The 11,447-nt window shown below is 67.2% G+C and carries 11 protein-coding genes; 3 read left to right on the top strand and 8 right to left on the bottom strand.

Annotated elements, in window-relative coordinates; translation table 11 throughout:
- Positions 1 to 91: 91 nt before the first annotated feature.
- Positions 92 to 730 carry an outer-membrane lipoprotein carrier protein LolA gene (locus tag MZV50_RS00055; RefSeq protein ID WP_252632338.1) on the top strand — a complete coding sequence of 213 codons (639 nt, stop codon included), beginning with the start codon at positions 92 to 94 and terminating at the stop codon, positions 728 to 730.
- A 296-nt stretch (positions 731 to 1,026) separates the two neighbouring features.
- Entirely contained in the window at positions 1,027 to 1,833 is an 807-nt protein-coding gene (xth, locus tag MZV50_RS00050; protein WP_252632337.1) for an exodeoxyribonuclease III, read from the top strand.
- A gap of 110 nt (positions 1,834 to 1,943) precedes the next feature.
- Here the strand turns inward: xth and MZV50_RS00045 are convergent, their stop codons facing one another.
- Positions 1,944 to 2,813, bottom strand: coding sequence for an SDR family oxidoreductase (locus tag MZV50_RS00045; protein WP_252632336.1), 870 nt, complete (start codon positions 2,811 to 2,813; stop codon positions 1,944 to 1,946).
- A 93-nt stretch (positions 2,814 to 2,906) separates the two neighbouring features.
- Here MZV50_RS00045 and MZV50_RS00040 point away from each other — a divergent pair, with 93 nt between their 5' ends.
- Positions 2,907 to 3,764 (top strand): helix-turn-helix transcriptional regulator, encoded by an 858-nt coding sequence (locus MZV50_RS00040; RefSeq protein ID WP_252632335.1) that lies wholly within the window; start codon positions 2,907 to 2,909, stop codon positions 3,762 to 3,764.
- A gap of 61 nt (positions 3,765 to 3,825) precedes the next feature.
- On the opposite strand, the gene MZV50_RS00035 is transcribed toward MZV50_RS00040, so the two are convergent.
- From MZV50_RS00035 to MZV50_RS00005, 7 genes are all read right to left on the bottom strand, one after another.
- A complete protein-coding gene (locus MZV50_RS00035; protein WP_252632334.1) occupies positions 3,826 to 5,646 on the bottom strand; it encodes a methyl-accepting chemotaxis protein in 1,821 nt (606 codons plus the stop codon).
- 39 nt (positions 5,647 to 5,685) lie between these two features.
- Positions 5,686 to 7,128: an OprO/OprP family phosphate-selective porin gene (locus tag MZV50_RS00030; protein ID WP_252632333.1), complete on the bottom strand. Its 1,443-nt coding sequence runs from the start codon at positions 7,126 to 7,128 to the stop codon at positions 5,686 to 5,688.
- A gap of 334 nt (positions 7,129 to 7,462) precedes the next feature.
- Complete coding sequence (dnaQ, locus tag MZV50_RS00025; RefSeq protein WP_252632332.1) at positions 7,463 to 8,173, bottom strand: DNA polymerase III subunit epsilon; 711 nt, start codon at positions 8,171 to 8,173, stop codon at positions 7,463 to 7,465.
- Positions 8,174 to 8,204: 31 nt separating this feature from the next.
- Entirely contained in the window at positions 8,205 to 8,804 is a 600-nt protein-coding gene (coaE, locus tag MZV50_RS00020; RefSeq protein ID WP_252632331.1) for a dephospho-CoA kinase, read from the bottom strand.
- 3 nt (positions 8,805 to 8,807) lie between these two features.
- Entirely contained in the window at positions 8,808 to 9,677 is an 870-nt protein-coding gene (gene aroE, locus MZV50_RS00015; RefSeq protein WP_252632330.1) for a shikimate dehydrogenase, read from the bottom strand.
- Entirely contained in the window at positions 9,674 to 10,282 is a 609-nt protein-coding gene (locus MZV50_RS00010; protein WP_252632329.1) for a Maf family protein, read from the bottom strand. The genes aroE and MZV50_RS00010 overlap by 4 nt, the downstream gene beginning before the upstream one ends.
- The gene (locus tag MZV50_RS00005; protein ID WP_252632328.1) at positions 10,279 to 11,184 is read right to left on the bottom strand and encodes a pyruvate, water dikinase regulatory protein; all 906 of its coding nucleotides are present in this window, start codon (positions 11,182 to 11,184) and stop codon (positions 10,279 to 10,281) included. The genes MZV50_RS00010 and MZV50_RS00005 overlap by 4 nt, the downstream gene beginning before the upstream one ends.
- Positions 11,185 to 11,447 lie beyond the last annotated feature (263 nt).

Raw genomic sequence — 11,447 nt, 5'->3', positions numbered from 1 at the left:
CCTCCCAACCTGAACGGCGCTTCATCGGAGCGCCGGAAAATGGCCTCGCGGCGGCCTTCGCGCGGGCCACGGTTGGGCTTAAGGAGTTCGCATGACCAATCGCCGTTTCCTTCTGGCGGCCGGCCTGGCCGCCGCGATCGCTTCTCCCGCCTTCGCCCAGACCGCGCCGGTCCCGGCCAAGCTGACCGCCGAGCAGCAGGCGCTGCTTAACAAGGCGACCGCCTATATCCAGGGCCTGTCGTCGGCCAAGGGCCGCTTCGTACAGACCGACGCGCGCGGGACCCAGACGCAAGGGACCTTCTACCTGCAGCGCCCGGGCAAGGCGCGGTTCGCCTATGATCCGCCCGCCGGCCTGCTGGTGGTCAGCAACGGCAACAACGTCAACATCTTTGACAGCCGGCTGAAGACCTACGAGAGCTATCCGCTCAGCAAGACGCCGCTGAACCTGCTGCTGGCCCGCGAGGTCCGCCTGGATCGCGGCGTGGTCATCACCGAGATTCGCCCGCTGGCCGATGGCTTCACGATCGTGGCCCAGGACGCCAAACGCCAGGCGCTGGGCAAGATCTCGCTGGATTTCTCCAACGGCCCGATCGCGCTGATGGGCTGGACCGTCACCGACATCAAGGGCGGCCAGATCCGCGTGCGCCTGGCGGATTTCGCCGAGACCGGCGCCCTGGATCCGAAGCTGTTCGTGCTGACCGATCCCCGCCGCAAGGTGGGGCGGCCCTAGACGGGCCAAATGTGACATTACCACAACATGCAAGAATCAACCGACTTCGGGGTTGACTTAAAGTTTTGAAGTGGCATATTTAACACGCATGGCGATGAGCGACCGACCCGCTCTTCGCGAACCGTGCCGGATCCTATCCCCTCCCGGCGGCGGCATGAGAGACTAGACTTTCGTCCCCCGGACACACGGTGTCCGGGGGCGTTTTTTTTTGGCCGGCCGCTGGCCGGCCGGGGAGACACACGGTGTCCGGGGGCGTTTTTCTTTGCCAGCCGGGATTTCCAGGCTAGAGCGCTGGCATGCGCCTCCGTATTGCCACCTGGAATGTCAATTCCGTCCGCCTCCGCGCCGAACAGGCCGCCCGTTTCGTCGACGAGCAGGCCCCCGACGTCCTGTGCATGCAGGAGATCAAGTGCCAGGATGGCGAGTTCCCGCGCGAGGCCTTCGAGGCCATGGGCCTGAAGCACCTGAAGATCGCCGGCCAGAAGGGCTGGCACGGGGTGGCCATCGCCTCGCGCCTGCCGATCGAGGACGTCCCGACCCTGATGAACTGCCGCGAAGGCCACGCCCGCTGCGTCGCGGTCAAGGTGGCTGGGGTCGAGATCCAGAACTTCTACATTCCGGCCGGCGGCGACCTGCCCGACCGTGCCGCCAATCCGAAGTTCGACCACAAGCTGGACTTCTACGAGACCCTGACCACCGCGCTGAAGAAACGCGATCCCAAGGCGCCGCTGATCGTCACCGGCGACCTGAACATCGCGCCTGGCGAGAACGACGTCTGGAGCCACCGCCAGATGCTGAAGATCGTCAGCCACACGCCGGCCGAGCTCGAGGCCTTCGACGCGATGATCAAGTCGATGGACCTGCTCGACCTGCCGCGCCTGGCGACGCCCGAACCCGAGAAGCTGTTCAGCTGGTGGAGCTACCGCGCCGCCGATTTCCGCAAGTCCAACCGTGGCCTGCGCCTGGATCACATCCTGGCCAGCCCCGGCCTGCGCGACGCGGCGCTGGTGGACGGCAAGGCTTCCTCGCGCGTCCACGACGACGTCCGCGAATGGGAACGTCCCAGCGACCACGCGCCGGTGACGGCGGACCTGAAGGTCTAGGAACCGAAAACCCCGCCCTTCGACAGGCTCAGGGTGAGGTTTTCTACTGAACGGTCCTTCAAGTAGCCCTCACCCTGAGCCTGTCGAAGGACGAGGGCGGCTCCTCTGCCTCAGCCGAAATACCCCGCGTTCTCCAGGTCCTCGGCCAGGCTCGATCCGGTCGGGGACCAGCCCAGGGTCTCGCGCGTCCAGGCGGCCGAGGTCGCCGCGTCCATGCCGGCGAACATGGCGAACCAGCCGAAGTGCTCGGGCGGACGGCTTTCGACCGGCAGGCCCAGGCCCTTGCCGATCGCGGCGGCGATCGTCTTCATCGGGACGGCCTCCTCGGCCACGGCGTGATAGCGCTCGCCCTTGGCGCCGCGTTCGAGGGCCAGGCGGTAGAGCCGGGCGGCGTCGCCGCGATGGACGGCCGACCATCTGTTGTCGCCCTCGCCGATATAGGCCGCGACGCCCTTCTCGCGGGCCAGGCCGATCAACATCGGCACGAAGCCGTGATCACCCGCGCCGTGGGTGGTCGGCGCCAGACGGACCACCGAGGCGTGGACCCCCTTGGCGACCAGCGCGTCGGCCGAGGGTTCGGAGATCCGCGGCGAATGTCCGCCGGGTCGGTCTTCCTCGGTGGCCATCCGGCCGACGGCCAACATGGCCGTGCCCGAGGTCACCAGGATCGGCTTGGTCGTGCCTTCCAGCGCCGCGCCCAGCACGGCGATCGCCCTGCCGTCCTGCTGGGCGTTCTCGGCGAACTTCGAGAAATCGTGGTTGAAGGCGGTGTGGATGACGCCATCGCAGGCCGCCGCGCTTCGCGTCAGGACATCGTGGTCGTCGAGCGTGCCGAGCACGGCCGCGACGCCGATCGCCTCGAGCTGAGCCACGCCGGTTTCGGAGCGCGACAGGCCCAGCACCTGGTGACCGTGAGCCTTAAGCTCCTGAACGACGGCCGAGCCGACGAACCCCGTCGCGCCGGTAACGAAAACACGCATGAATGACCCTCCACGGATTTCACGTGGAACATCGTCGGCGCTATGATCATCCTGTTAAAGTAGTGATCTTATACGGGTATAAGGCTTAATACGATGAACGCCCCGATCCCGCGCGAGAACCGGCTTACCAGCGAGAACCGTTTGGGCGCCTATCTGCGTGATCGCCGCGCCAGGCTGGACGCCGTGGCGCTGGGCTTTTCCGGACCGCGCCGACGCACGCCGGGCCTGCGCCGCGAGGAAGTCGCCCAACGCGCCTGCATCAGCGCCACCTGGTACACCTGGCTGGAGCAGGGCCGAGGCGGCGCGCCGTCCGCCGACGTGCTGGACCGCATCGCCCGCGCCCTGATGCTGACCGACGTCGAGCGCGAGCATCTTTTCCTACTGGGCCTGGGACGCCCGCCGGAGCTGCGCTACCGCGAGGCCGACGGCGTCTCGCCCCGGCTGCAGCGGGTGCTGGATGCGCTGGATCCCTGTCCGGCCATGATCAAGACCCTAACCTGGGACGTGATCGCCTGGAACCGCGCCGCCACTGTGGTGCTGGCCAATTATGGCGATCTGCCGCTGGAAGAGCGCAACATCCTGCGCCGCATCTTCTGCGATCCCCGGGCCAGGGCGATCAATTCCGAGTGGGAGCAGGTGGCCCGCTTCGTGGTCGCCGCCTTCCGCGCCGACGTGGCCCGGGCCGGCGCCGGCGCAGAGGGGCCGGTGAACGCGCTGGTCGAGGAGTTGCGACGGCGCAGTCCCGAGTTCGCGGCGATGTGGGCCGACAATGACGTCCGGCAGTATGGCGACGGCGTCAAGCACCTGCGCCATCCGGTGCTGGGTCCGGTCTCGTTCGAATACTCGGCCTTCGCCGTCGATGGCCGGCCCGACCTGGCGATGATCGTCTACAATCCGGCGACGCCGGAAGACTTGGCCGCGGTGCGATCGCTGCTGGACGATCGCGTCTAGGCGCCGCCCGCGCATCGAACACGCGGGCCGATCGCCCCGCGTGTTCTTCTCAGCGCCCAGCCTAGGCGGCCCGCGCCCGGCCGCTCCGGTTCATGGTCTCGCTGACCTTGAACTGGCTCATCAGTCGGGCCAGTTCGTCGGCTTCGGTCGCCAGACCGTGGCTGGCGGCGGTGGATTCCTCGACCATGGCCGCGTTCTGCTGGGTCACCTGGTCCATCTGATTGACGGCCACATTGACCTGCTGCAGGCCGCTGGCCTGTTCCTGGGCCGAGGCCGCGATCTCGCGCACGATGGTGCTGACGTCGAGGACCTGGGCGACGATGCTTTCCAGCGCCTTGCCGGTCTGACCGACCAGATCCACGCCCACCGTGACCTGATTGGTCGACAGGTTGATTAGGGACTTGATCTCCTTGGCCGCGTCGGCCGAGCGTTGGGCCAGGGCGCGGACTTCCTGGGCGACGACCGCGAAGCCACGGCCCGCCTCGCCCGCCCGGGCCGCTTCGACGCCGGCGTTCAAGGCCAGCAGATTGGTCTGGAAGGCGATCTCGTCGATCACCCCGATGATCTGGGTGATCTGTTGCGAGCTCTGCTCGATCTCGGTCATGGCGACCACGGCCCGCTCGGCGATCTGGCCGCCGTTTTCGGCGTCCGTCTTGGCGCCGCTGACGGCGGTGCGGGCGTGACCCGCACCTTCCGCCGTCTTGTTGACGGTCGCGGTAATCTCCTCAAGCGCCGCGGCGGTCTCCTCCAGGCTGGCCGCCTGCTGCTCCGTGCGACGCGCGAGGTCGTCCGACGCCACCGAGATCTCGCGCGCGCCGCCGCTGATCGTCATAACCGCGTTGCGCACGCCGGAGATGACGGTCTCCAGCTTGGCGATCGAGGCGTTGAAGTCTTCCTTCAGCTGCTCGGACTTGGGCGCCAGGGGCTCGCTGATGCGGTGCGTGAGGTCCCCGGCCGACAGCGCGTGCAGGCCGCGACCCAGGGCTTCGATCGTGGCCCGGTCCTCGGCCGCCTCGCGGGCGCGCCGGGCTTCGGTCGCGGCGCGCTCGACTTCGCCGGCCTCGCGCATGGCGCCGGTCTCTTCCTCCAGGCGGATGGCCTTGAGGCTGTTGTCCTTGAAGGTCTCGAAGGCGCGCGACAGCGAACCCACCTCGTCGGCGCGATCGCGGTCGGGAACCTCGACATCGAAGTCGCCATCCGCCAAGCGCAGCATCGACTGGGTCATGCGTCCGACGGGGGCGGCGACCAGCGTGGTCAGCTGCCAGCCCATGCCCAAGGCGATGACCAGCAGGCCGACGCCGCCGCCGATCAGCATGGCGACCGAGGAGAAGATCGCGCGATGCTGGTCGGCCTCGCGGACGCTCATGCGGCCCTGCTCGATCTTGCGGATCAGCGTCACCTTCTTGGTGATGTGGGTCACGCGCGCCTTTTCGCCGGCGGCGATCAGGGTCTCGCGGCCCGCGTCGCGACGGGCCGGATCGAGCGCGGCCTCAGTCAGCGGCGCGCCATAGGCGTCGAGCCAGGTCTTGGCGTCGGCCTTGACGGTCGCCAGGGCGGCCTTCTCCGGGCCGGTCAGGCTGGAGCGCTCGAGGTTGGCCACCGCCTCGTCGAACTGCTGCCAGCCTTCCTTGTAGGATCCCATATATTTGGGGCTCCCGGTCAGCAGCACGCCGCGCATCTGCGAGTTCACGCGCAGCATGCCTTTCTCGGCGGTATGGGTCTGATCGATGATCGACTTGCTTTCATCGTTCAGACGGATGGCCTCCTGCATGCCCGTGAGCTGAAGAAAGACGCTGAGGATCATCGCGACAGCCGCGCCCAGCAGCAGGCCAAACGACAGCATGATCTTGTTGCGGATCGAAATGTTCTTCAGGAATGACACCCGGAAGCTCCAGACCGTAAGTATATGAGAGTGTGTTGATTAGAATTCGATCTGCATACGGGTCTGCAGCAACGTCACCTTGGCGTCATTCTCCAGGGCGCCGATCGCACGATTGTTGATCTTGGCCTTTGTGACGTTCGCCATGAAGCGGACGTTGCTGCAGGGGTACCAGTTCAGGCCAGCGGTCAGACCCTTGTAGGTCCCGGCCGTCGCCAGGCCGGGCTGGTTAGTCAGCGCGGTGGCGGTGTTGGCCTTCATGTCGCCGAGATCGGCGAAATCGTAGCGCGCGGCCAGCTCGTAGGCGCCCCGTCCGCCCTTATCGAGCGGATGCAGGACCTTGATCCGGCTGAATTGGCCGGCGGCGCTGTAGGGACGGGTTTCGCCGGTCGGGAACCAGCTGGCCATCGCATAGCCCGTGACGATGTCGAAGTCCTGGCCGCCATTGGCGGCGCTGCGGCTCGTGTCGATGCGATCGACGCGGATCTTCGCGACCTCGCCCTGCAGCGACAGGCTCTTGCGCGTCCAGGCGCCTTCCAGGGCCAGGGTCTTGTCGCCCTTGCCGACGGCGCCGGTCGACAGCAGCACGCCGCCCGCCGAGTTCTGCGCGCGATAGGCGGTGTTGGCCGCGGCCGAATAGGTGAAGGGCGTTTCGCCGCCGATCTCGCGGTAACGGGCCGAGACGCCCAGGTGGACGGTCTGGGTCGGGGTCATGACCGGCGCCCAGGTGGCCCGAGCCATCACGCCCGAACGTTCCTTGGCGTTGTTGACGTTGTAGGCGCCGGCCGCGACGTCGGCCTTGTTGATGGAGTCGCCCTGCAGCGCGCCGCGCAGCGACCAGTTGCGGCCGACCTTGGTGGCCTGCGCCGCCAGCACGAAGCCGTTGTCGGTCAGATCGCCGAAGGGACCGCGCTCCATGAAGGTGATGGTCTTGATCGAGGTGAGGTTCTCGAGGCCGCCGACCTTCTGGTTACCGACGGTCAGGAGCATGCCGCTCTTCATGCGGTACTCGATGACCGCGTCGTCCCAGGCCCAGCCCGAACCGTTCGCCGCGCCGCCCTCGAGCCGATAGGCCCACGACCCGACCTGACCCTCGGCGCCGAGGAACAGCTGACGGGCCCGGTATTGGCGGGACTTGTAGGACGGGCCGGTTTCGCGATCGACGTTGACGTCGACGGCGTCCACCAGCAATCGGCCGCGCATCTTGAAGGTCGCGCTGGCCTCGGTGAAGCGCGGCGAGTTTTCCCACTTGATCTGCGTCGTGGCCGGCGCGGCCTGGGTCTTGGCGACCGGCGCCGTCGCGATGGGGATGGGGACGGGCGCGTTGGCCTTGGCTTCCAGGCTCTGCAGCCGCTCCTGCATGACGCGGAGCTGCGCCTTCAGTTCTTCCATGGCGGCGGCGTCGGTCTTCGGCGCTTCCTGGGCCGAGGCCATGCCGGCCATCATGCTGGCAGCGAACAGAGTTATGGGAAATAGTTTGCGCAAGTCGATCGCCCTGTTTTCTGAGAAAACGAGAATTGTTGAGCGAAGTTGATCGTCCTTGCGGATGAATTCGTGATTAATACCTCCGGAAGCGCGACAATATGACCTACCTGAACTGAAGACGTCGCGCATTTCTTATCGAAAACTAAATATCAACCAGAGGTATTTGATTTCTTCCTTGTGCTTCAGGATGTCTTCCTGATCCGCCCAGGCGGAGCGGCGCGCCACGCGAACGAACGCCTATGAACGCCCACCAAGGTTTCCTTGGGCACTCGGGCATTCCTGAAGAGAAGAAATCGCGCGACCGGCTATGGACCGCCGCGGCGTCGATCGACGACTAGCCCTCGGCCGCGACGACCCCGAACTTGATCCAGAGCGCCTGGTCCTTGAGGTTCTTGCGCACCCAGGCGGCGTGGACCTCGCGCTCGGCGTCGGTCGAGCGTGGGGCCAGGGGTCGCGAGCGGGCGCCGTACGAGCCCTGGATCGCGGCCGACACCGACAGGGCCTCGACATGGGTCAGTTCCAGGGCGCGTTCCTTGCCGCCCTGCAGTTCCAGATACACCTCGGCCAGGAGGTGGGAGTCGATCAGCGCCCCGTGCTTGTCGCGGCTGTCCAGGCTGATCTTGAACCGCTTACAGAGCGCGTCGAGCGAGTTGTACATGCCCGGAAAGCGCTTCTTGGCCATGGCCAGGGTGTCGATCCAGCGTTCCTCGGCGATCGGCGCGCGGCCGCACTTCTCCAGCTCGAAATTGATGAAGCTGCGGTCGAAGGCGGCGTTGTGGGCGACGACGACGCTGTCGCCGACGAACTCCAGGAACTTGTCGGCGATCTCGTGGAACTTGGGCTTGCCGGTCAGGAAGGCCGACGACAGGCCGTGGACCTTCTCGGCTTCGGCCGGCATGTCGCGCAGCGGGTCGCAATATTCGTGGAAGTTGCGGCCGGTCGGCATGAACTCGACCACCTCGATGCAGCCGATTTCGACCAGGCGGTCGCCCGTCTTCGGATCGAAGCCGGTGGTTTCGGTGTCGAGGATGATTTCCCGGGCCATGACCCTTCAATGAAGCCGTTCGAGTCCCGCATCAAGCGGAGCTGGAAGTTCTCAACAGAGTCAGAAGGTCGCGGACCTGCTGGCGGGCGCTGTCCAGCCCCTGGCCGGTATCGATGACGAAGTCGGCGCGGGCGCGCTTTTCGGCGTCGGGGGTCTGGCGGGCCAGGATCGCCTCGAACTTCTCGGGCGTCATCTCGGGACGGGCCAGGACGCGAGCCCGCTGGACGTCGGCCGGCGCCGAGACCACCACCACCTTGTCGACCTTCTTCTCCCCACCGGTCTCGAACAGGAGGGGAATGTCGAGCACGACGATTTCGTGGCCCTCGGCCGTCGCCTTCTCGAAGAAGCCGATCCGGTGGGCGCCGACCAGCGGGTGGACGATGGCCTCCAGCTTGGCCAGGGCCTCGGCGTCGCCGACCACCTGGGCGCTGAGCCTGGCGCGATCGATCGCGCCGTTCACGACCACGCCCGGAAAGGCCGCCTCGACCGGGGCGACGGCCGCGCCGCCGGTGGCGTACAGCGCATGGACGGCGGCGTCGGAGTCGTAGACCGGCACGCCCTCGACCTGGAACATGGCCGAGGTCGTCGACTTGCCCATGCCGATCGAACCGGTCAGGCCCAGCACCAGCATGGCTCAGGCCTCGCCCAGCAGCTTCAAGGCCAGGCCGCGCACATCGACCTCGGGGGAGGGCGGCTGGCCATAGATCGCCTCGAAGGTCGGGATCGCCTGGCGCAGCAGCATCTCCAATCCGTCGACCGTGCGACGACCTGCGGCCTCGGCCCGGCGCAGGAACTCGGTGCGCAGCGGCTTATAGACCATGTCGACCACCACGGCGTCCTCGGGCGTCAGGTCCAGGCGCGCGGCCGGGCCATCGCCGCCGCCCAGGCCCAGCGAGGTCGCGTTGATGATCAGGCCCGCGTCCTTCAGATGATCGGTCAGGGCGTATTCGGCGACCGCCAGGGTGCGCGGACCGAAGGCGGCGACCAACTCGTGCGCGCGGTCGAGCGTGCGGTTGACGATCGCGACCTTGGGCGCGCCGGCCAGCAGCAGGGCGGCGACCGCGCCCCGCGCCGCGCCGCCGGCGCCCAGGATCACCACCGGCCGGGCGGTGATGTCGAACCCCGGCGCCTGGGCCGCGATCGCGCCGAGCAGGCCGGGACCATCGGTGTTGTCGGCGCGGATGACGCCGTCTTCCTCGAAGATCAGCAGATTGGCCGCGCCGGCCATGCGGGCCAGGTCGCTGACCTGGTCTGCGGCCGCCAGGGCCTGTTCCTTGAACGGGATGGTGACGTTGAGTCCCCGCACGGCGCCCCCGCGCAGGCCGTCGACGAAGGTGGCGAAATGATCGGCCGCCGGCGCGAACGGCACATAGGCCGCGTCCAGGCCCGCCGCCTGGATCCAGGCGTTGTGCAGGATCGGGCTCATCGAGTGCTTGATCGGCTGGCCGCAGACGCCGCCGACGATGGCGGCGCCGGAAATCCCAAAACCGGTGGAATGGCTCATGCGGCCAGGGCTCCGTGAAGGCGCAGGAAGTCGAGCAGGCCGATCAGGGGCAAGCCCAGGATGGTGAAATAGTCGCCGTCGACCTGGTCGAACAACTGCACGCCCTCGGCCTCCAGCTCGTAGCAGCCGACCGACCACAGCAGGGCCTCGCCGCGGCGCTCGATATAGGCGTCGAGCCAGGCCTCGCTGAACGGGCGAACCGACAGCTTGGCGCTTTCGACGATCCGCCAGATCGGCTGGCCGTCGCGGGCGACGACCACGGCCGAGTGCAGCTTGTGGACCTGGCCGCGCAGCTCCAGCAGGCGGGCGCGGGCCTCGTCCAGCGTGTCGACCTTGTCGATCAGCGTGCCGCGAAGGTCCAAGGTCTGGTCCGCGCCGATCACCAGGCCCGGCCGTTTGGTCGAGACCTTGACCGCCTTCATCTCGGCCAGGGCGTCGGCGATGTCGCGCGGCGTGACATCCTCGGCCAGCAGGCCGGCCTTGGCGGCCTCCTCGTCGACGCCGGGACTGACCGCCTCGAAGGCGACGCCGGCGTTCTTCAGGATCATCTGCCGGGCAGAACTTTTCGACGCCAAAGTCACTGGGGTGGGGGTTACAGGGGTCATCCCAGGACCTCGACCTTGCCGCGGCCGCCCGACAGCAGGTTGATGATCGCCGCCGCCGTCTCCTCGACCGAGCGGCGGGTGATGTCGATGACCGGCCAGTTCATCCGCTCGAACAGACGCCGGGCGGCGATGATCTCCTGACGAACGGCGTCGCTGTCGACATAGTCGCTCTCGCGGTTCTCCTTGAGGGAGAGCAGGCGGTTGCGGCGGATCTGGATCAGGCGGTCGGGCGAGGTGATCAGGCCGACGATCAGGGTGTTCTTCAGCTCGAACAGGTCCTGCGGCGGCGGGCGGCCCGGCACCAGCGGCACATTGGCGGCGCGCACGCCCCGGTGGGCCAGATAGATGCAGGTCGGGGTCTTGGAGGTCCGCGACACGCCGACCAGGATGACGTCGGCCTGGGTCAGGTCCTGGCCACCCTGGCCGTCGTCGTGGGCGATGGCGTAGTCCAGCGCCTCGATCCGGTCGAAATAGTCGTTGGTGAGGGCGTGCTGGGCCCCGACCCGGGTCGAAATCCGCGCGCCCAGATAACGCGACATGGCCATGATCACCGGGTCCAAGGCGGCGATGCAGGGCATTTCCAGCTTGCGGCAGCCTTCTTCCAGCGCCGCGCGCAGGCCCGGATCGACGATCGTATGCATGACCACGCCCGGCGCGCCGCCGATCTCTTCCAGCGCCCGATCCAGCTGCCGCGTGGAACGGACCAGCGCATAGATGTGTTCGATCGGCAGGATGTCGGTGAAACGGGCGCACACCGCGCGCGCCATGGCGTTCAAGGTCTCGCCCGTGGAGTCCGAAACCAGGTGGATATGGAAGTAGGTGGCGAAGCGCGGCGGCAGCCGTTCCTGGTCCGCCTGGCCCAGACTCTCCTGTGGATCATCCGTTAACGGTTGCTTAACCACTTGCCTCGTCCCTGGGGACGCCTGTGCGCCGAAAGGCCCTAGAGGCGTCGTGACACGGCGCCGCTGTGATCAACGGTCGCATTGCTCGCGTATCATCCCCAGGCCCGCGCCGCATCCCCCGATAGGTGAATCCCGACTGTCCAAGGTCAGGGACAGAGTCCCGCGAACGGCCTTGCGTCCGTCGCCGCGAGTTAAGAATTCATTAAGACCTTCAACGCGCTGCTGGACCATCCACATGATTAACAGAGTCTTAATCACATGTG

The organism is Caulobacter segnis, from assembly GCF_023935105.1.
Taxonomy (GTDB): Bacteria; Pseudomonadota; Alphaproteobacteria; order Caulobacterales; family Caulobacteraceae; genus Caulobacter; species Caulobacter segnis_B.
Note: the sequence above shows the minus strand (reverse complement) of the source record. Positions and strands in the feature narration are given on the sequence as shown.

Bases quoted from the DNA above. Each gene is read 5' to 3' on its own strand.
- MZV50_RS00055 (WP_252632338.1), top strand. From the start codon at position 92: ATGACCAATCGCCGTTTCCTTCTGGCGGCCGGCCTGGCCGCCGCGATC.
- xth (WP_252632337.1), top strand. From the start codon at position 1,027: ATGCGCCTCCGTATTGCCACCTGGAATGTCAATTCCGTCCGCCTCCGC.
- MZV50_RS00045 (WP_252632336.1), bottom strand. From the start codon at position 2,813: ATGCGTGTTTTCGTTACCGGCGCGACGGGGTTCGTCGGCTCGGCCGTC.
- MZV50_RS00040 (WP_252632335.1), top strand. From the start codon at position 2,907: ATGAACGCCCCGATCCCGCGCGAGAACCGGCTTACCAGCGAGAACCGT.
- dnaQ (WP_252632332.1), bottom strand. From the start codon at position 8,173: ATGGCCCGGGAAATCATCCTCGACACCGAAACCACCGGCTTCGATCCG.
- coaE (WP_252632331.1), bottom strand. From the start codon at position 8,804: ATGCTGGTGCTGGGCCTGACCGGTTCGATCGGCATGGGCAAGTCGACG.
- aroE (WP_252632330.1), bottom strand. From the start codon at position 9,677: ATGAGCCATTCCACCGGTTTTGGGATTTCCGGCGCCGCCATCGTCGGC.
- MZV50_RS00010 (WP_252632329.1), bottom strand. From the start codon at position 10,282: ATGACCCCTGTAACCCCCACCCCAGTGACTTTGGCGTCGAAAAGTTCT.